General features: G+C 66.2%; 18 protein-coding genes and 1 pseudogene. 7 read left to right on the top strand and 12 right to left on the bottom strand.

Annotated features, from left to right (window positions below; all coding sequences use genetic code 11):
- Positions 1–128: 128 nt before the first annotated feature.
- The gene (locus JQ639_RS05105) at positions 129–770 is read left to right on the top strand and encodes a TetR/AcrR family transcriptional regulator (RefSeq protein ID WP_211969108.1); all 642 of its coding nucleotides are present in this window, start codon (positions 129–131) and stop codon (positions 768–770) included.
- 293 nt (positions 771–1,063) lie between these two features.
- Positions 1,064–1,585 carry an OsmC family protein gene (locus tag JQ639_RS05100; protein WP_211969109.1) on the top strand — a complete coding sequence of 174 codons (522 nt, stop codon included), beginning with the start codon at positions 1,064–1,066 and terminating at the stop codon, positions 1,583–1,585.
- 24 nt (positions 1,586–1,609) lie between these two features.
- Here the strand turns inward: JQ639_RS05100 and epsC are convergent, their stop codons facing one another.
- From epsC to JQ639_RS35215, 8 genes are all read right to left on the bottom strand, one after another.
- Positions 1,610–2,566, bottom strand: a complete 957-nt coding sequence (gene epsC, locus JQ639_RS05095; RefSeq protein ID WP_211969110.1) for a serine O-acetyltransferase EpsC — start codon at positions 2,564–2,566, stop codon at positions 1,610–1,612.
- A gap of 65 nt (positions 2,567–2,631) precedes the next feature.
- Positions 2,632–3,474 carry an ABC transporter permease gene (locus JQ639_RS35220; RefSeq protein ID WP_211969111.1) on the bottom strand — a complete coding sequence of 281 codons (843 nt, stop codon included), beginning with the start codon at positions 3,472–3,474 and terminating at the stop codon, positions 2,632–2,634.
- A complete protein-coding gene (locus JQ639_RS05085; RefSeq protein WP_349644727.1) occupies positions 3,471–4,658 on the bottom strand; it encodes an ABC transporter substrate-binding protein in 1,188 nt (395 codons plus the stop codon). The genes JQ639_RS35220 and JQ639_RS05085 overlap by 4 nt, the downstream gene beginning before the upstream one ends.
- A gap of 15 nt (positions 4,659–4,673) precedes the next feature.
- The gene (locus JQ639_RS05080) at positions 4,674–5,441 is read right to left on the bottom strand and encodes an ABC transporter ATP-binding protein (protein ID WP_211969112.1); all 768 of its coding nucleotides are present in this window, start codon (positions 5,439–5,441) and stop codon (positions 4,674–4,676) included.
- On the bottom strand, positions 5,438–6,529 hold the full coding sequence (locus JQ639_RS05075) for an acyl-CoA dehydrogenase family protein (protein ID WP_211969113.1): 1,092 nt from the start codon (positions 6,527–6,529) through the stop codon (positions 5,438–5,440). Before JQ639_RS05075 ends, JQ639_RS05080 begins: the two co-directional genes overlap by 4 nt.
- Before the next feature lie 16 nt (positions 6,530–6,545).
- Positions 6,546–7,115: a carboxymuconolactone decarboxylase family protein gene (locus tag JQ639_RS05070; protein WP_211969114.1), complete on the bottom strand. Its 570-nt coding sequence runs from the start codon at positions 7,113–7,115 to the stop codon at positions 6,546–6,548.
- Between the two features lie 278 nt (positions 7,116–7,393).
- Complete coding sequence (locus tag JQ639_RS05065; RefSeq protein WP_211969115.1) at positions 7,394–8,182, bottom strand: MetQ/NlpA family ABC transporter substrate-binding protein; 789 nt, start codon at positions 8,180–8,182, stop codon at positions 7,394–7,396.
- A gap of 193 nt (positions 8,183–8,375) precedes the next feature.
- On the bottom strand, positions 8,376–8,741 hold the full coding sequence (locus tag JQ639_RS35215; protein ID WP_249123567.1) for a hypothetical protein: 366 nt from the start codon (positions 8,739–8,741) through the stop codon (positions 8,376–8,378).
- Here JQ639_RS35215 and JQ639_RS05055 point away from each other — a divergent pair.
- Positions 8,671–9,795 (top strand): acyl-CoA dehydrogenase family protein, encoded by a 1,125-nt coding sequence (locus tag JQ639_RS05055; RefSeq protein ID WP_249123531.1) that lies wholly within the window; start codon positions 8,671–8,673, stop codon positions 9,793–9,795. The genes JQ639_RS35215 and JQ639_RS05055 overlap by 71 nt on opposite strands.
- Positions 9,796–10,188: 393 nt before the next feature.
- Here JQ639_RS05055 and JQ639_RS05050 read toward each other — a convergent pair whose 3' ends face one another.
- The gene (locus JQ639_RS05050; RefSeq protein ID WP_211969118.1) at positions 10,189–10,923 is read right to left on the bottom strand and encodes a GntR family transcriptional regulator; all 735 of its coding nucleotides are present in this window, start codon (positions 10,921–10,923) and stop codon (positions 10,189–10,191) included.
- A 92-nt stretch (positions 10,924–11,015) separates the two neighbouring features.
- Here JQ639_RS05050 and JQ639_RS05045 point away from each other — a divergent pair, with 92 nt between their 5' ends.
- Genes JQ639_RS05045 through JQ639_RS05030 form a run of 4 tightly spaced genes read left to right on the top strand, consistent with a single transcriptional unit; the run spans position 11,016 to position 16,035 of the window.
- Complete coding sequence (locus JQ639_RS05045; RefSeq protein ID WP_502748155.1) at positions 11,016–11,882, top strand: ABC transporter ATP-binding protein; 867 nt, start codon at positions 11,016–11,018, stop codon at positions 11,880–11,882.
- The gene (locus JQ639_RS05040) at positions 11,879–12,877 is read left to right on the top strand and encodes an ABC transporter substrate-binding protein (RefSeq protein ID WP_211969120.1); all 999 of its coding nucleotides are present in this window, start codon (positions 11,879–11,881) and stop codon (positions 12,875–12,877) included. Before JQ639_RS05045 ends, JQ639_RS05040 begins: the two co-directional genes overlap by 4 nt.
- Positions 12,878–12,884: 7 nt before the next feature.
- Entirely contained in the window at positions 12,885–13,634 is a 750-nt protein-coding gene (locus tag JQ639_RS05035; RefSeq protein ID WP_211969121.1) for an ABC transporter permease, read from the top strand.
- A gap of 28 nt (positions 13,635–13,662) precedes the next feature.
- Entirely contained in the window at positions 13,663–16,035 is a 2,373-nt protein-coding gene (locus tag JQ639_RS05030) for a PHP domain-containing protein (RefSeq protein ID WP_211969122.1), read from the top strand.
- Between the two features lie 43 nt (positions 16,036–16,078).
- Here JQ639_RS05030 and JQ639_RS05025 read toward each other — a convergent pair whose 3' ends face one another.
- The 3 genes and pseudogenes from JQ639_RS05025 to JQ639_RS05015 form a co-directional block, all read right to left on the bottom strand.
- Positions 16,079–16,984 carry a hypothetical protein gene (locus JQ639_RS05025; RefSeq protein ID WP_211969123.1) on the bottom strand — a complete coding sequence of 302 codons (906 nt, stop codon included), beginning with the start codon at positions 16,982–16,984 and terminating at the stop codon, positions 16,079–16,081.
- 192 nt (positions 16,985–17,176) lie between these two features.
- A complete protein-coding gene (locus tag JQ639_RS05020) occupies positions 17,177–17,911 on the bottom strand; it encodes an alpha/beta hydrolase (RefSeq protein WP_249123499.1) in 735 nt (244 codons plus the stop codon).
- Positions 17,912–18,152: 241 nt separating this feature from the next.
- Positions 18,153–19,417: pseudogene (locus tag JQ639_RS05015) on the bottom strand (MFS transporter).
- Positions 19,418–19,629: the final 212 nt, after the last annotated feature.

The following is a 19,629-nucleotide window of genomic DNA, read 5'->3' as shown; positions in this document are numbered from 1 at the left end:
GCTGCAGATCGTTCATCGTGCGCGGACCGCGTTCTCGATCGAGCGGTGGGCGTAGCCGATGATGTGGTGTAGTATACGGAGGCTTCCTCCGTTTTTCAAGTGAGGTCGGAAAGAAGGCCAGTGATGAAATGACAGGCCGGTCCGCAGAGGGCTCTCGCAAGCCGCGCGCCGATGCGCTCCGCAATCGCGAGCGTGTGCTCGAAGCTGCCAAGGCTGTGTTCAGCGCGGGCGGCGCGGACGCCAGCCTCGAGGCGGTGGCGCGTCGGGCCGGCGTCGGGATCGGGACGCTCTATCGCCACTTTCCAACCCGCGAGGCGCTCTACGAGGCAGTGTACCGGCGCGAGGTCGACCAGCTCGGCGAACTCGCAGACGCGCTGAAGAATGCGGACTCGCCGGTCGAGGCGCTGCGACAGTGGCTGCACTCCAATGTCGCGTTCGTCGCCACCAAGAAGGGCATGGCGGCGGCGCTGGCACTCGCGGCGCATGGGTCGTCGTCGGATCTTGTCGCCTTTTCGTTCGAGCGGCTGACCAGGGCGGTCGGCGCGCTGCTCACCCGTGCGGTCGAGGCCGGAGAAATCCGCGCCGACGTCGGTCCTGAGGATCTGCTGCGCGCGCTGATCGGCATGTGCTACCTGCACGATCAGCCCGGCTGGCAGGCGAGCGTGCTGCGTCTGCTCGATGTCTTCATCGATGGCCTGCGGGTGCGGCCGGGCACGTCGGGCGAAAGCAGTCCGGCCGGCGGCAAGGCGCCGGGGAAGCGCGCACGTTAATGCCGCGGTTGTGACATTCGTATCACCCTGCTGTAGTCCGATTGACGAATGCCGCATCCACCGCTGCGTCGCCACTTAGCGACATGCACGGTCGATTGCTCAAGGGCGCTGTCCTGGAGATGGCAAGCCGCAGCACATTCGCCCTGCGATGCTGCGCAGCAGGGCACGGATTTGCCGGGCATGTGGCGGATGGCATACCGGATATCGTTTTTTGTTGCGGCTGGTTGATCTCACCATGGGCGCCGCCGCACGATCACGCACGGTATGCCCACCGGGCTGACGGGGAGACAACGATGAGCTTCAGGTTCAAGGACGTGTTTACGGGAACGCAGACGGCGCTCGGTGCGGATCCCGCGCAGGCGCAGGCCACGTTCGAGGCGCAGAGCCGCCAGGGGCACGGCCTCGATAGCGCCGTGACGGTCCGTCAGTTCACGGTGGGCGTCGACGAGCCCGCGGGCCTCGGCGGTCAGGACACTGCGCCCAATCCGGTCGAGTATGTTCTCGCGGCCCTCGGCGCGTGTCAGGAGATCACCTATCGGCTCTATGCCGATGCCCTCGGCATTCCGCTGAACGGCGTCTCGGTCAAGCTGGCCGGCGCGATCGATCTGCGCGGGTTTTTCAATGTCGATGACAGCGTGCGTCCAGGCTTTCAGGCGATCCGTGCTGACGTGGTTCTCGACAGCCCGGCGTCGGACGCCGATCTCGCCCGCCTGAAGGAGGTCGTCGATCGTCATTGTCCGGTGCTGGACATCCTGCGCAACCCGACGCCGGTGGAACTCGCGCTTCACAAGGGAGCGGTGAGCGCTGCCGCGTGAGCGGCTGGCGGCGCAGGACGGTGTTCAGCCGGCGTCGTTGCTCTTGCTGCGCGCGCTGGCCTGGCTGACGAAGCTGCCCGGCGGCACGTTGTCGGTCAGCCAGACGTTGCCGCCGATCGTCGAGCCGCGCCCGACCACGACACGGCCGAGGATGGTGGCGCCGGCATAGATCACGACATCGTCCTCGACGATGGGGTGGCGCGCGCCACCCTTGACCAGGCTGCCAGTGCCATCCTTCGGGAAGTGCCGTGCGCCGAGGGTGACGGCCTGGTAGATGCGGACGCGTTCGCCGATGATCGTGGTCTCGCCGATCACCACCCCGGTACCATGATCGATGAAGAAGCTCGGCCCGATGGTTGCGCCAGGATGGATGTCGATGCCGGTGCGGGCATGGGCGATCTCGGCGACCAGGCGGGCGACAAGACGCGCGCCGAGCTGATGCAGCACATGGGCGAGACGGTGATGGATGATCGCGGTCATGCCGGGATATCCGATCAGGATCTCCGGAAAATTGGTCGCCGCCGGATCGCCGCTGAACGCCGCGCGCAGGTCGCTGACGAGCAGGCCGCGGATTTCCGGCAGGCGCGAGGCGAAGGCGCGAACCAGCGCTGTCGCATCCTCGCGATGTTGCTCTGATGCGTCTTCGCGCGACACGAAGATCGCGCCGCGATGAACCTGCTCGAGCAGGCCGTTGAGAGCGACGTTCAGCGTATTGCCGACGAAATAGTCGATGGTCTCGCGATCGACATCGGACTGGCCGTAATGGCGTGGAAACAGCGCCTCGATCAGGCCGTCGAGCACCTTGCCGAGCGCCTCCCGGGAGGGGGCACGGCGAGCCGGGTCGTCGTTTCGGATGTTGTGCAGTTCGTCCCGCGACCGGCGCAGTTCGGCGACGATGGTGTCGAGGCGCCAGCGCGGTCCAGGGCGCGTGCGCTCGTCGATGTCGTCACTGTCGCTTATCCGCAACGCGTCGCTTGCCATGTGATCCCCCTTCAGATCATCAATCCAGCCATTCGTGACAACGGGCTGTCAAGGAACAGGCGTGCTCAATGCCCGCGTGCCACCGAGCGATAGAGCAGCCTTGCTCCGCCATCGAGCAGGAAGCCCAGAAACCCGATGATCAGCACCATCGCCATCAGTTCCGGATAGGCGAGGCGATCGCGGGTATCGAGAATGAAGTAGCCGAGCCCGGCGGAAACCCCGAGCATCTCGCAGGGCACCAGCACGATCCAGACGATCCCGATGGACAGCCGCAGTCCCGTCAGGATGTAGCCGAGGATGCCGGGAACGATCACGTGCCGCAGCGTCTCCCATCGTGTCGCTGACAGGCTGGCCGCGAGGCGCAGCCAGCTCGGCTCCAGACGTCGCACGCCCTCGGCCGTATTCAGCAGAATCGGCCAGACGGCGGCAAAGGTGAGCAGGAAGTAGATCGGCCGGTCGCCGACGCCGAAGACCATCACCGCAAGGGGCATCCACGACAGCGGCGAAATCATGCGCAGGAACTGGAAGGCAGGCGAGGTCGCTGCGTTCAACCATCCGGAGCGCCCGACGGCGAGGCCGAGCGGCACGCCGATCACGAGCGCCAGAGCAAGGCCGACGGCGATGCGGCGAAGGCTGACCAGCAAATGAACCGGCAGGTCCGACTGGGTCGCCAGCAGCCCGAGACTATGGAAGGTACTGGACGGCGAGAAACGCTGGATGAAGCCGGCGGGAGCGAGGACATCGGTGCCCAGCCACCACGCCAGGAGGAGCAGGCCGAGGCCCGTCAGGCCCAGCGCGCCTCTGCCGAGAGATGCGCGCAGGTGTGCGACGATCGCGCCGGTGTCCGATCCATCGGACCGGCGGTTCGTGACGATCGGAGCTCCGTCGGCAGACCAGCTCGCTGTCACGCGACGACGAGCTCCGAGCGGGTGAACGATTCCGGCAAGCCGAATGCGGCCATGCCCCCCGATGCGGTGACGGCCGCCTTGACGAACCGGTCATCGACGAGTTCGCGAGCGGCTGCGGCCGGGTCAAGGTTGGCGAGAAAGCCATGTTCGCCCTCGATCAGCGTGTCCTTGAGGCGCCGCACGAGTTCCTCCGTATAGCTCGGGTACGGGTAGGGCTGGAAATCGATGCGCCGCTCCCGCCAGTCCGGATTGCGGATCGCTCCGGATTTCAGGTAGGCGACATTGTCGCTGTCGGGCGGCGCCAGCACCTTTTCCAGCACGGCGGTCGCATGCGGCGTGTATTTGTTGACGCCGTCCTTGGACAGCAGCGCGGCGGTCTCGGCGCGGTTCTCGCGGGTCCAGAGCTGCGCCTTGACCATGGCGTTGACGACCTTCTGCGACCAGACGGGACGCTCCTGCAGGTCGCGCTCATGCATGAACACGACGCAGCAGGCGTGATCCTTCCAGACATCGCCGGTGAAGCGCAGGATCTTGCCGACGCCCAGGGTCTCTGCGGTCGCGTTGAAGGGCTCCGCGACGATAAATCCGGCGATCTGTCCGGACGCCAGGGCGGGCACCATATCGGCCGGCGCCATCACGATCAGATTGACTTCGTTCGCCGCAGGCGATCCGGTCCGCTTGGACACTGGAACGAGGCCGTTCTCTCGCAGCAGGGTCTGCAGCACGACATTGTGGATCGAATACCAGAACGGGATGGCGACGCTCCGGCCGCCGAGATCCTTCACAGTCTCGATCTGTGGCGCGACACTGAGACCGGAGCCACCGGTATGATTCCATGCGACGACCTTGGCCGGCGCCTTGCTGCCGAAGCGCGCCCATACGGTCATCGGCGACAGCAGATGGACGACGTTGACCTGACCGGAGATGAACGCTTCCAGCACCTGGGCCCAGCTGCGCAGCAGCACGGGCTTGTCCGCCTTGAGGCCTTCCGCGTCGAAGAAGCCCTTGCCGTGCGCGACCAGCAACGGTGTGGCGTCGGTGATCGGAAGATAACCGATCCGGACCGGTGCGTCGCCCTCCTGAGCACGGCTCTCATAGGCGCGCAGCAATGGCAGTGCGCCCGACGCGGTGAACAGGGCGGACAGCTTCATCATGTCGCGGCGTGAAACGTCGTCGAAAGGCACGGGCGGGTTCTCCGGTCAGTGGCGGCGCATGGCGGCGCGCAGGGTACTGAGAATGTCGATGCGGATGGCGCCGAGCGCGGCCACATCGTCGTCACGCGGTTTGGGCAGGGTGATCGTCCACTCTCCGATCCGGGAGGCCGGCGTTCCGCCGAGCAGGACGATGCGGTCCGATACCAGCAGCGCTTCATCGATGTCGTGGGTGATCAGGATCGCCGCCGTACGGAAGTCGCGCACCACCTTGAGCAGAAGCTGCTGCATTTCGGTACGCGTGATCTCATCGAGAGCGCCGAACGGTTCGTCGAGCAGAAGAATGTCCGGCTTGCGCGCAAGACAGCGCGCCAACGCCGTGCGCTGCGCCATGCCGCCCGACAATTGATCCGGGAAATGTTGACGCGCGGCGGCAAGGCCGACTTCTTCGATCGCCGCGTCGATGCGGGCGCGACGGGCCTGCGGCGACAGCCGTGGCTGGTGCTTGAAGTCGAGGCCGAACGCGACGTTACGCTCCAGTGTCAGCCAGGGCAGCAGACTGGGATCCTGGAAGGCGACGGCCATCCGCGGGTGAACGCCGCGGAGTGGCGTTCCAGCCAGTGCGACAGAACCGCTGGACGGCGACTGCAACCCGGCGAGCACGCGCAGAAGGCTCGACTTTCCGACACCGCTGGGGCCGAGAATGCTCACGGTCTCGCCTGCAGACAGGGCGAAGTCGAAGCTCTGCAGCACCGCCTGTTCGCGCCCGGGGTATCGCAGTTCGAGGGCGCTGGCCGTGAGGAGGGGAGCGGTCATGCGGTTGATCCGGCCGCGACTGGTCGCCGCTCATGGGTGTTGAGCGCGGTTTTGAGCTGGACCAGGCTCGGTGTGATGATCGGGATGAATGCAACTTCGCGCAGGCGACGCTGGAAGCCTGCGCCGGGGGCGCAGAGGTAGGCCTTCCCACCTGTCGCGGAAAGTTCGAGCTGCACCGCGTCGTTGGCGATTTCGGCAAGGCGGATCCGGATCCGGAACAACTCGGCGGGGCGCTCGACGAACAGGTCGCCCGGAAGGCCGGCAAGCAGCTCGGCGGTGGCACGTTCGAGGTCGTTCGCCAGCGCGTCCGCCGGTGCGGCCAGGATGTCCCGGCCGCCGGCGAGGCGTGCGCGGACCTCCAGGAGCGCGCGCTCGGCAAGGCCGATCGCCATGGCGCATTGCAGGCCCAGGAACGCCGGCCGGACCTTCGGCAGCCACACGCTCGCGTTGGGATGCAGGATGCGGTCCGTCCCGATCCGCACGTCATCGATGTCTATGGCCGCCGTGCTGGTTGCACGCATGGCCATGAGATCGAGGTCAGGCGAGCGTGCGAGACCTTCGTCTTCGGAAGCGAGGCTGGCGACGAAGGCGGGCTGGTGGCCGTCGCCATCGATGGCCGCGGCGACATCGAATCCTGCCGGTTGCAGATTGGTGACCCAAGGCAGCTTGCCGTCGATGCGCAAGCCATGCTCGGCTCGGCGCGACCGCACCTGCAACGGCTCGAGGCCCGACAGGAATTTCATGGCATTGGACAGCCCGGTCGCGCCAGCTCTCCGGCCTGCGAGCAGATCCGGAAGCAGCCTGTCGCGCAGCGCGGCGTTCGGACTCTGCAGCAGGTATTCGATGAAGGTTCGATGTCCCCAGAACACGAAGCCGGCAGCCAGCGACAGCCGCGACACCGCCGCGATGGCTTCGACAGCGCCTCTGACATCACCGTTCGAGCCGCCGAGGGCGGCGGGAACGCCGATCCTGAACAGCCCGGCCTGTGCCAGCCGTGGCAGCACGCCCGCGTCAGCGTCGGTGGTGTCGAGCCGCGACGCCTCGGCCTCGAGCCAGCCTGACAGGTCGGAGGGGAGCGTGACTGACATGACGTGCGCCGCGCGCCTATTCGGCCGCCGCGACGGCGGATGGCCAGCGGTAGGCTTCCAGCTCGGGATTCAGGGCCGGCTGGCCGAGGTTGTTGGCGAAATTGCACAACGTCGCGAGACTGACACCGAGCACGACTTCGAGCGCATTGGCGTCGCTGAAGCCCGCGGCCTGGAATGCCTGCAGCTCATCGTCGCCGACGGCCCCGCGGCCCCGGATCACGGCATGGGTGAAGTCGGCGACCGCATTCAGTCGCGCGTCCGGTCCGGCTGCCTGGGTGCGCAGGGCGTCGATCGCATCGCTGGAAAGACCGACCTTCTTGGTGGCGATGGCGGTATGTCCAGCGACACAGAAGCCGCAGCCATGGGTCGCCGCGGCCGTGATCTGCACAGCTTCGCGTTCAGCGAGACTGAGGCCGGCACGCGCGTTGATTGCGGATACGGTCTGGTAGGCTTCGAGGGCGGCTGGCGCATTGGCCAGCAAACGAACGAGGTTGGGCAGGTAGCCATTGTTGGCGAGCGCGGTCCGCAGCCCGGCGCGGGCAGCCTCCGGGGCGTCATCGATGGTGCGAAGCGGCAAGCGGGACATCGGAATCTCCGGCGAAAGCAAATCGGCTGGCCGCTGTCATCGAGCGGTACGCCGAAGGTTGGCATGTGACGGGATTTAGCCAAACTGCGTGCGAGGTGGGTAGCTGCGCTGGAAAAAGATGAAATTATTCCGCCGTGCGGTGAGAGCGCGGAGGCGGCATGCTCCGCCGTTCGCGATCGGCAGGGTTTTCTTCCGAACCCGACAGCGCAAATGAGAACCGGATCGCCCTCGGCGATCCGGCAGTCTCGGGAGACGTACTGCTGGCGAAAGCGTTCGCTCTACCAGGTGGTCAGAATGGTGCCGTTGAACTGCTTCTCGGTGTAGGCCTTCACCTCGGGCGAGCGGTAGATCTCCACAAAGCGCTTGAGCAGCGGATTGTCCTTGTTCTTGGCACGCACCGCAAATACCAGGTTCCAGTTGCTGTCGGCGCTTTCGAGCAGCAATGCCTTCTTCGGATCGAGGCCGGCATTGAGGGCATAGTTGAGATTGACCGCCGAGAAATCGAGATCCGCGAGCGAGCGCGGCAGTTGTGCCGCATCGAGTTCGACAATCTTCAAATGCCTGGGATTTTCGGCGATGTCGGCGACAGTCGCCTTGATGCCCGTGCCCGGCTTGAGCTTGATCAGCCCCGCCTTCTCGAACAGCTGCAGGGCGCGTGCGCCATTCGACGGATCGTTGGGGATCGCGGCGCTGGCGCCGTCGCGAATCTGGTCGAGGCGCGTCACCTTGCTTGAATAGAGGCCGATCGGCACGATGATGCTCTTGGCGATCGAGACGATGTCGTAGCCGCGCTGAGCGACCTGGTTGTCGAGATAGGGTTGGTGCTGGAAGTTGTTGATGTCGAGGTCGTCCTGCGCAAGCGCGGCGTTCGGCTGGGTGTAGTCGGTGAATTCCGTGATCCGCAGCTCGATGCCTTCCTTGGCGGCGAGCGTGCCGGCATAGCGAAGGATGTCCGCGTAGGGGCCGGCGGTCACCCCGATGCGGATGAGCTTGCCGGTGTCGGCCTGGGCCTGCGCGACGGCGAAGCCAAGGATCACGGTCGCAGCGGACAGAAGCTTTCGTATCATCGGTGGAATTTTCCTCGAACAGTGGAACGATCTTTTGATGAAGCTAGGAGTGCACCGCACGTCCGGTCAATTTTGTATTTGGCGGTGATCGTGGAATGGGATGATCGCCGTGGTCGTCATTCTGGAATGGACATGTCGTCGGTTCTCCGCGTGGTTTTGTCTGGACGTGCGAGCCAGTGGTCCACGGAGCCGGTTATGTCCGGTCGTCCTTGTCGTGATCGAAAGCAATCCGTCGTCCGGCGCTGTCGGATCGACAGGACGTGCTGCGATCCCGTTGAAATTCAAAAACGGCTTCTCCGAAAATCATGGCATCGATGGTGCTCCATACGTCGTGGAATGCGTTCCAGCGTTTCAAGCCGACGTGCAGCCGATCTTTTGCGCAACCTTCGGGATTCGTCATGCCGCTGACCTCGTCTTCGCCAGTCGCTTCCATCACGTCGCCGGCCGCGGCGAGCTGGCGTGCCGCCGCCGATGAGGTTGCAGCGCATCTGCGATCGACCGCGGTCGAGCGGGAGCGGCGCGCGCAGGCGCCGCACGACGAAGTGGCGTGGTTGCGCAAGGCCGGCCTCCTCACGCTGCTCAATCCGGAGGAATGGGGCGGCGGCGGCGCGTCATTCGGCGATGCCTTCGCAGTTGTGAGGATCATCGCGCGGGCGGACGCCTCGATCGCCCAGATCCTCAGCTATCATTATCTGCTGTCGCACAGCGCCTTCTGGCGTGCCACGCCGGACCAGGCCGAGCGCCTGATCCGCGCCTCGGTCGCCGGTCAGTGGTTCTGGGGCGGGGCATCCAATCCGCGTGATCCACTGCCGCCACTGACACCGGACGGCGATGGCTTCCGCCTCAGTGGCCGCAAGACGTTCGCCTCCAACGCCTCGCTGGCCGACCGCATCACGCTGCGGGCTGGCCTCGGCGATGACGTGGTCCTGCTCGCGGTGCCCGGCGACAGTGTCGGCATCAGCCATGGCAACGACTGGGACGCGTTCGGGCAGCGCCTGACGGAAAGCGGCAGCGTTTCGTTCGACCGCGTTCGGATCGAGCGCGATCATATACTGGGGCCGCTGCCGGCGCCGGCGGTGACGGCGCTACCGGCATTGACCACGCTGGTGGTGCCGATCCATCAGCTGCTGTTCGTCAATTTCTATCTCGGAACGGCTGAAGGGGCCCTCCAGGAGGCAGCCGCCTACATTCATGGGACGGCCAAGCCCTGGCAGACATCGGGCGTCGCGGCCGCCAGCGAGGATCCTTACATCCTTGCGCAATATGGCGAGCTCCACGCAGAGTTGCGGGCAGCCCTCGCGCTGGCGGATGTGGCGGCGGCGGATATCGAAGCCGCGATTCACCGCGGCGACGGTCTCACGTCGCAGGAACGAACCGCCGCCGCGGCGACGGTCTATGCCGCGAAAGTAAACAGCACGCGTGTGGCGCTCGAAATCACGTCGCGAATCTTCGAACTGATGGGCGCGCGGGCGACGTCGGCGCGCTATGGCTTCGATCGCTTCTGGCGCAACATCCGGACTCACTCGCTGCACGATCCGGTGGTCTACAAGGCACGCGAGGTTGGCAACTTCGTGCTCAACGGCCGTATCACGCCGGATGCCCTCTACACGTGAGCATGATCGGCAGGCGCAGCGCGTCGGAGCATGTCCTTCCCGCCGCTGGTCCTATTGGAACAGCCAGACGAATGTCGTGAGGAAGGCCGCATGTCCTGCGACAAGGCAGATCATCGCGGGGAGATGCAACTGGTGGTCACGAAGCCAGACACTGAAGCGCTGCATGGCCGTCAACCTTTCGCCTGCCGGGCTTGTCTTGCATGAGATCCTTCGGGAGACGCAGCCGGTTGCTCGAAGGGGACCATTGCGGCAGCGCACGGTCAAGATCGCCACAAAAATGAAACGATCGCTGTGGTCGGAAGCCTTGTTCCTGTAACGCCTGAGATGTGAAGCCGGGCTGCGGCAGCGCGATTCTTCTCCGGTCGACCCGGTGTCCCCGCGAGGCGTGGCGCGTCAGGCGGTCTCGCTGAAGATGCCATTGAGCACGAACTTGTAGCGTTCGGGGCGGACGAAGAATGTCGAGTGCTCGGCGCAGCCGCCGTCACGAAAATAGGATGTGCGCTCCATCGTCAGCAGCGCGGCGCCGGGGATGGTCTGCAGGGTGCTCGCAAGGTCCTTGCCGGCGACCTGTGCGCCGAGCTCCATTCTGGCCTGAACGACCGGCGTGCCGGCGAGGTCGGCGATCACGGCATAGGTCGGCCGGCGCTCGATATCGGTGCGGCTGAGGCCGGCGAGATCCACCGGCAGATGGCTGCGGCCGAGCGCGATCGGTTCGTCGTCGATCAGGTGCAGCCGCTGCAGCAGCAGGCATTGCGTTCGCCGTGCGCCGAACAGCGGCTTCAGCGACGCAGGCGTTGCGACCATGCGGAGCGCCGTGATGCGCATGGTCGCTGCAAAGCCCTGGCGACGCAGCGTCTCATGAAAGCTGCGCAGCACATTGAGTTCATGGCGCACCTCCTTGCCGGCGACGAAGGTCCCTTTGCCCTTGCGGCGATCGATCAGGCCGTCCCTGTCGAGGGCGTCGAGCGCGAGGCGTACGGTGACGCGGCTGACGTCGAAGCGCGCGCCGATCTCGGCCTCCGACGGCAGTCGTCCCGAGGGCTCGAAGTGGCCGCTGGCGATCTCGTGGCGGAGCCGGTCGGCGATCTGCTGGTAGAGAGCAGTCGCATTTTCTCTCACGAGAGGCATTTTGTCCTCGTTGTACCGCCGGGGAGGGGCGGATCTTTCGTTTTGCTGTGCGCGTCGGCGTGCAGGTTGCGGCCACGTCAACCTGTATCATAATGTATTATATGCTTGCTTCTCGCACCAGGATTTCCGACGCCGTGCCGACCCGCTCCGCGCGCGGCGCTGCGTTCGCCGCCAGCCGCGTCGACTTTGCCTATCAGCCAGGACGCGACATCTTCCGCGGTCTGTCGCTCCAAGCGCGTCCCGGCGAATTCGTGGCGCTGCTCGGGCCGTCGGGCTGCGGCAAGTCGACCCTGCTCAATCTGTTGTCCGGTTTTCTCGCGCCGGACGCCGGAGCGGTTACCATCGGCGGCCGAGCGGTGACCCCGGAAATGCCGGAACTCGGCTATGTGTTCCAGGCGCCGAGCCTGTTTCCGTGGCTGAGCGTGTTGGAGAACGTCCGGTTCGGCTTGCGCATGGCGGGGGAATTGACACCGGATGCGCAGCGGGACCGGGCCCGTCGCGCGCTCGCGCTGGTCGGACTTGCGGATGCCGAAAACGAACTGCCGAACAGGCTGTCGGGCGGCATGCAGCAGCGCGTGGCGTTGGCACGTGCGCTCGTGCTCGAGCCTGGCGTCCTGCTGATGGACGAGCCGTTCGCGGCGCTCGACGCAATCACCCGGGGCACCATGAACGAAGAGTTGCTGCGGCTGTGGGCACAGCTCGGACAGACCATTCTGTTCATCACCCATGATGTCGAGGAAGCGATCTTCCTGGCCGACCGTGTCGTGGTGCTCGGCCTGCCGCCCCACGGGATCGATTGTGAGGTCGTCATCGATCTGCCGCGGCCACGTGACCGGCTGCGCACGCGTGCAATGCCGCGGTTTGCAGAACTCAATGAATTGCTGTTGCGGCGGATCGCCGCCGTCATGACGGCGCGATCGAAACCGTCGCTCGTCTCGGACAATGGACCTGTGCAATGATCGGACGTTTGGTATCGGGGCTCGCCGTACTCGCGGCGCTGGGATGGTCGGGCGCCGACGCGGCCGAGCCGCTGCGGATCGGCTGGGTCGCGGCAATGGCCAACGCGCCGGCGCTGATCGCCGAGCGCAAGGGTTTCTTTGCTGCGGAGGGACTGGCCGTCGAGCTCAAGCCTTTCGGCGATGGCCCGGTCATCCAGCAGGCGATGGCCAGCGGGGAGCTTGATGTCGGCTACATCGGCGCGCCGCCGGTCTACCAGTGGTTCTCGCGTGGGCTCGACAGCCGCATCCTCGCCAAGGTGAACTATGGCCAGGCGGCGCTCGTCGCGCAGGCCGCCAATGGGCCGATCAGGAGCCTGCAGGATCTGCGCGGCCGGCGGCTCGCCGGTGTTGCGCGGGGCAGCGGCATGGATGTGCTGCTGCGTGGCTATGTCCTCAAAGACGCCGCGAAGCTCGATCCCGATGCCGATCTGTCGCTGTCGCAACTGCCGGTCGGCAACATGAACGCGGCGCTCGACACCGGAACGGTGGACGCGGTGTTTTCGTGGGAGCCGTTCGTCAGCCAGTCGGTGCTGCGCGGCGCCGGTCGTGTCGTGTTCGACGTCAATGCCGCCATTCCCGGCTATCCCTGGTACGTGGTGATGGCGCCGGCGAAGACGCTGAAGGATCGTCCCGAGGATCTCGTCAAGTTGCTGCGCGCGCATCGCCGCGCCATCGCCTTCCTGCGCGATCATGCGGCCGAGGCCGATGCGATCATCGCCCGCGAATTCAAGCTCGAAGCCGTGACGGCGCCGGACGGCCGCACGCTGGCCCCCGAAGCGGTGGTCGCGGAGGCGCGCAAGCGGTTGGGCTGGTCGGATGAATTGACCCTCTCGGATCGCGCCTTCATCCAGCGTTTGATGGACTACTCCCGTGACCTCGGCTTTCTCGCTCGTCTGCTCAAGGTCGAGGAGATCGTCGACGATGGTCCGTGGAAGCGCGCCGTCGAGCAGAACTGACCGCGCGATGGCGTTGCCGAAACCATCCTGGAGCTGGGCGTCTTTGCCGGCGCTGCTGCTGGTCTGGGTCATTGCTGCGAGCCGGGTGCCGCCTTACGTGCTTCCCCAGCCGTGGGAAGTCGCGCGCGAAGCGTTGCACTGGATCGGGCGCGGCGATCTCGGTCGTCAGGTGTGGGCGAGCCTGTTGCGCGAGGCCGGCGGCTTCAGTGCGGCGGTGATTGTGGCGCTTGCCATCGGCACGGCCGCGGGGCTGTCGCCGCGCTTCCGTAGTTTCGTGACGCCGCTGGTCGGCCTGTTCATGGCGATTCCGCCTATCGCCTGGGCTCCCCTTTGCCTGATCTTCTTCGGCCTCGGCTATCTTGCGATTGCGGTGGTGATCTTCATTGCCGCGGTGTTCCCGATGGCCCTGACCATCCAGGAGGGGGTGGTCGGCATTGTCGGCGGCCAGGTACGCGCAGCGCGCACTCTCGGCGCCAATCGTCTGCAGCTGTTGCGGCATATCTATCTTCCTGCGTCCTTGCCGTTCGTCACTGCGGCGTTGCGCATCGGCTTCAGCCAGGCGTGGCGGGCGCTGGTCGCGGCGGAAATGATCGGCGCTTCGCAGGGCATCGGCTGGATGGTGGCCATGGGCGGCCAGGTCGGCAATGCCAGTCAGGTGCTGCTGGGCATCGCGCTGATCGGTCTGATCGCATGGCTGGCCGAGAGCCTCGTCTTCCGCCGGATCGAACATCATTACCAGGCTTGGCGGGCCACCTGATCTTCATCTTGCATCGAGCGAGCATCTCATGACCACACCGACTGATCCGCGCGCCCGGGCTGGCGCCTTCGTCGCGCCAAAAGGCCTCTATGAGCAGAACAAGGCGCTGCCGTTTCTGGGGCGCGTCAGTTGCAACCGCTCGCGGCTTGTCGCCGGGGAGTGGGCCGAGCTCGAGCTGGTCTACGAGGTCGGCGCGGTCGGCCTTGCCGATGGTGCCTGGCTGAAGCTGGCCTTCAAGTTCTACTCGGACTGGGCCCTGTTCCAGACCACCGATCCCGCGGGCGCCAACTACGTCTCCGCCGAATATCACGCCGGCCCCGTGCTGCCGGGGCAGAGTCCGTCCACCGTGCAGGCGCTGAAGGTGCGTTTCGACCAGAAGGGACATGAACGGCCCTTCCAGAAGGCGGTGATCATCGACATCGTCGATGGCTATCTCAACCCCGGCGATCGCATCGTGATCCGGCTCGGCGACCGCCGGCAGGGCGGTGGCGGCACGCGAGTGCAGAGCTTCGTCGAGACGGATTTCCGCTTCCGTCTGTTCATCGATCCGCTCGGCAGCTCGAAATTCGCCGAGGTTCCCGGTGACTGCGTCATCGACATCGCGCCGGGTACGCCGGTCGCGCCCTCGCTGCTGGCGCCGCGTCTGGTCGCGCCGGCGGCGCCATTCGACGTCGTGGTGCGCCTCGACGATCTCTGGGGCAATACCTGCCGCGAACTGGCGCCCGCCGGTGAACTGCGTCTGACGGGGCCGGAGGGCGCGGCGCGGACCGTGCCGCTGGTGTTTGCATCAACCGGCTGGAGTGTCGCCCGTGCCGCACAGATCGAACTTGCACAAGCCGGCGAGTGGCGGCTGGAGGCGAAGGTCGATGGCGTTGCGGATGTCGCACTTGGCTTCGTCCAGGTCGAGCCGCTCGCGGAGGGACAGCGCCCGCTCTATGCAGATCTTCATGTCCATTCTCACGACACGGTGGGCACCAACGATACGCTGTACAATCTCGCCTACGGCCGCGACGTTGCCGCGCTCGACGTCGTCGGCTACACCGTCAACGACTTCAACATTCGTCAGGCGCACTGGGAGCAGGCGGTGGAGATCATCGCCGGGCTGAACCAGCCCGGCCGCTTCGTCTGCTTTCCTGGCACGGAATGGTGCGGTAACTCAGCGGCCGGCGGCGACCGCAACGTCGTGTTCATCGGCGAGGGCAAGCCGCGCTTTCCATTCGATTCCGAAGGCCGCTCCGTACGGTCGTTCGAGTGGAACGAGACCACGAACGGCACGATCCGGCCCGGGGTATGGCCGGTCGACGAGCTCTACGCGGCCTATGCCGACGATCCGGAAAGCCATCTTCTGATTCCGCATGTCGGCGGGCGGCGCTGCATTCTCGACTGGCATCATCCGGAGCTGGAGCGTCTGGTCGAGATCGGCTCGTCCTGGGGCCAGTTCCACTGGTTCTACACTGATGCGCTCGCGCGCGGTTATCGCGTTGGTGCCTCCGCGGCGGGCGACGAACACCAGGGGCGCTGTGGCGGCGGCGCGCCTGCGACGGCGGTGTTCGGCTCGCGTGGCGGCTTGACAGGCGTGCTCGCCGAACGGCTCGATCGCGCCAGCGTCGGCCGCGCCCTCCGCGCACGACGCACCTTCGCAACTACCGGCGAGCGCAGCTTCGCAAGCCTTCGGCTCGGCCATGCCTGGATGGGTGAGGTCGCGACATCGGATCTGCGCACGCCGCTGACCTATCGTCTGCTCGGCGATCAGGGGTGGGAGGCGGTGCGGTTGTTCGATGGCGACAGGGAGATCTGGCGGCGCGACCTTGCCGTGGAGGCCGGCCTGTCGCCACGCAACGTACGTGTGCGCCTGTCGGGCGCGCGCATCAAGGATCGCTATCGCGCGGCCTGCTGGACCGGCGAAATCTCGGTGATCGGCGCGGCGATCCTCGACGTGCGCGGGGTCGGCTTCGATCATCCCGAGCAGCGCGCTTGGCGCCAGGACGCCACGACGGTCGGCTTCAGCACAGCGACCCATGGCGATAGCGATGCGATCGAGCTGACCTTGTCGTCACTCGATGGGGTCGAGATCGCGGTGAGCGGCACCATCGCGGGCTATGTGAAGGTCGGCGATCCGTTGCGGCCGCCGCCACATGTGCACGCCCCACGTTTCGAACTGGCGGTGTCGGGAAGCCAGCTGGTCGCAGGCAGCCGCTCGCTCGCGTTGAGCGGGGTCGAACTCGAGGTGGTGGTAGAGCGTATCGCGGACGGTCCGCTGCCGCGCGACGTCGCTGGCGAGATCGATCTCGGGGCGCTCGATCTCGCGTCCGGGCGCGAGCATCCGCTGTTTGTCACCGCGCGCCAGCGCGATCAGTCGCGGGTCTGGACGTCGCCGATTTTCCTGACGCCGGCCGTTTGACGGCTCGCATCGGGCTGACGCGTTCGCGTCAGCACGATGCCGGTCAGGGCATGGGCCGTGGCGGCGTCACGCCGCTGGCGGGCGGAGGCGGCATGGATGGCGTCGACCGGATCGGTGCCGGCGGTGCGAGCGGACGCGGTGGTGCGCCGGCGGCCGGCGGCGGCGGAAGAGGTGCCGTTCTGTGGACAGGTGCTGGTGCTGGCGCCGTCATGGCGGGCCGTGGGGCTGCGGCCGGGGGCTTGCGCTGGATCGCGAGCTTGGCAACGTCGCGGATCATCTGCTCCTGGTTCGCCTTCAACTGCTCCTGGCTGGCCTTGAGCTGCTCGACATCGCGCGCCAGTGCCGAGAGGCTCTGGTTGATGGATTGCAGAGCCTGGGCCGTGTCGGCTGCGGGGACCGATACAGCAGCCGGACTCGGAGCACCCGGGGATGTTGGCGCAGCCGGAGACGTGACGCTGGCTGGAGCGGCCTCTGGGGCCACTGCCGCGGGTTGCGCGGGCGCATGCGCCAGCAGCGGCGCGAGCTGGGGAGCCCAGTGCGCCAGCATGCGCTTGCCGCTGTCACCATAGGATTGCCAGGCGAGGGTGGCGATGCCGCCCAGCATCACCGCGATCAGGAAGCGGCCGGCGGTGCGCAGCGGGCGCGGGCCATCCGACAGCGGGACCCCGATCGGCAGCGGATCGACGATGACGTCGTCGATCTTTCCGTCGACCGCGGTCGCACGAAACGTCGTGTCCACCGAAGGGATGGAACGGCTCGCCGCCGGCTCCGGGGCGGGTTCACCGAGGGATGGCGCGGCGGTATCGACGACGATGCGCGGCGCCTCGGGCGCCAGCGGCGGTGGTCCGCCATCGGCTGCAACCTTATCGGCGCTTGCAATCAGGATGATGTCGTGAGGATCGGTCCGCGTCGGCGGCTCGGCCTCTTTGGGTTTCAGGATGGAGAGCATCGGCGTGCTTTGGTCCCCGCAGGCATGGCGATGGGGCGCCAGTGCAACCGGCACAGCGCCCATGATCAGACCCTGTTATTCCACACGCCGGTTTGACCAAACCAAGGCCCTTCCGTGGAGAGTGTTGGGCCTGTTCCATGCCAGCGGCTCACGGAGGCCGGGGATTGTTTTCCTCGGACGAGGCCGATGTCATCACCGATGGCGGTCGATCCATGCGGCGATCATGTCGACCACGGCAGTCTCGATGCCGAAATAGCCATGCGGGGTCAGCGAGCCGCAAGTGCGCGTCGATCGTGCCGTGCCACCGCTGATTTCAGCGACATGGACGTCGGGCGATGCGGTCATCGCCGCCGCGATGCGGGGCGCGTCCTCGGGCGGCGCGACATCGCAGCGGTCGTCGCGGTTGGCGACGACGAGCGCCGGCACGCGAACGGTCTCAGGCCCCGCACTGAAGACGGTTTCGCCGCTGCCGCCGAGCCGCGAGACCGACTCGGTCAGGATGACACCGGATATGGCTCCTGGCGCGGCATGGGCCGCGCCGTTCAGCGCCGCGATGGCGCCCTGACTGGTGCCGAGCAGGAAGACGGGCGCGGGAGCCTGCCGATGCGCGAATGCCACGAGATCCCGCGCGAGCGCGGCATATTGCGGCGAGCTGCGCGAGCCGCGCAGGTTGGCGCCGTCGATGGTGTCGGGAATGACGACGGCGTAGCCGTGCTTCACCCACAGCGCGCGGGTGCGGACGACGAAATTGTCGCCATGTCGGATGGTACCGCTCTCGTCGAGGCCGATATCGCCGGCGCCGCCGGGAAACATGATGAGGATCGCCCGGGGCTGTGGCGCTGCGGCGTAGAGCACACGTTGCCGCCGGCCGTCGGTGAGGGGCACCTCGGCCGTTCGTTCGATGATGTCGTGGCCGGAGGCAGGCATCGACGGGCGGTCAGGAACGCGATCGTCCGCACGGGCGATCCGGCCAGGGGACACGATCGCAATCGCGATGGCGGCCGCTGATACGAGCCACCACGAAGAGCATTGTCGACGGAGGTGTGGCAGGGCGGGCATCGATCCAGGCAGGACGCGGGTGAACGGCTGCGTCCAACCTAGCCCGAAACTCGAGTTCGCGCGATCCCCGACGGGCCGGACGCAACATCCGGCCCGTCGCAGGAATGGCTCATTTGGTGGCGGTTGCCTCGCCGGCCGCCAGCTCCCCCGCGCGCAGCCGGCCAAACACCAGCGTGAGGAGTGCGGCAACCAGCGGCATCACCGCCACCACGAGCAGGCCAGCCGAGAACGTGCCGGTGGTTTCCTTCATCCAGCCGATCAGGTAGGGCCCGCCGAAGCCGGCGAGATTGCCGAGCGAGTTGATCAGCGCGATGCCGCCGGCAGCGGCGCTGCCGGTGAGGATCGCCGAGGGCAGCGTCCAGAACAGCGCGAACGCGCAGTAGATGCCGATCGAGGCCACCGTCAGCGCGATCATCGTGGTCATTGGTGAGCCCGCATAGGCCGAGGCGGCGAGGCCGATCGCTGCCAGCGCCAGTGGCAGGGCGTTGTGCCAGACACGCTCGCGGCGCCGATCGGAACTGAGGCCCCAGAACACCATGGTCAGTGCACCGAACAGATAGGGGATCGCTGTCACGAAGCCGGTCTGGATGTTGGTGAGTCCGAACGCCTTGACGATCTGCGGCAGCCAGAAGCTGGTGCCATAGATCGCCGCGACCAGCCCGAAATAGATCACGCTGAGCCCCCACACATCGGGATTGGCCATTGCCTGCCCAAAAGTGAGATGGCGGACCTGCTCCTTGGCAGCCCGTTCCCGCGCCAGCTGGTCGATCAGCCAGCGCTTCTCGTCGGCATTCAGCCAGGTTGCCTGTTCGGGACGGTCGGCGAGATAGAACAGCGTTAGAATGCCGAACAGGACCGAGGGAATGCCCTCGATGATGAACAGCCATTGCCAGCCGCGCAGGCCGGCGATGCCGTCCATGTCCAGCAGCATGCTGGAGATCGGCGCGCCGATGGTCGAGGACACCGGCACCGCGATCAGGAAGCCGGCAATGATCCGCGCGCGATATTCCGCCGGAAACCAGTAGGTCAGGTACAGGAGAATGCCTGGAAGAAGCCGGCCTCTGCGATGCCGAGCAGGAAGCGCATGATATAGAAGCTCGATGTGCCGGAGATCAGTACCATCAGCATCGACACGATGCCCCAGCTGATCATGATGCGCGCGATCCAGCGCCGTGCGCCGACCTTCTCCAGCGCCATGTTGCTGGGGACTTCGAACAGGAAGTAACCGAAGAAGAAGATGCCCGCGCCGGTGCTGAACACGATCGGCGAGAAGCCAAACTCCTTGTTCATCCCGAGTGCGGCGAAACCGATATTGATACGATCGATGTAGGCGAAAAAATAGCACAACACGAGAAATGGGATGAGGCGCATCATGGCCTTGCGGACGGTGCGCTTTTCGAGGCTGTCGTCCCCAGCCCCGACGATGGTGTCTCCAATGCATATGACATGGCCGTTTCCTGGTCCCTGTTTGGTTGTTGTTTCTCAGTTGCGTGAGATCACCGGGGCGATCGTCATCATCATCATGCCGTCATGGCTGCCTCCCTGTTGCGGACCCGTATCGCGCGGCGCCGGCATCGCTGGTCAAT

The sequence above is a fragment of the Bradyrhizobium sp. U87765 SZCCT0048 genome (assembly GCF_018131225.1).
Taxonomy (GTDB): Bacteria; Pseudomonadota; Alphaproteobacteria; order Rhizobiales; family Xanthobacteraceae; genus Bradyrhizobium_A.
The sequence above is the reverse complement of the archived record's forward strand: the minus strand, read 5'-3'. Positions and strand labels throughout refer to the sequence as shown.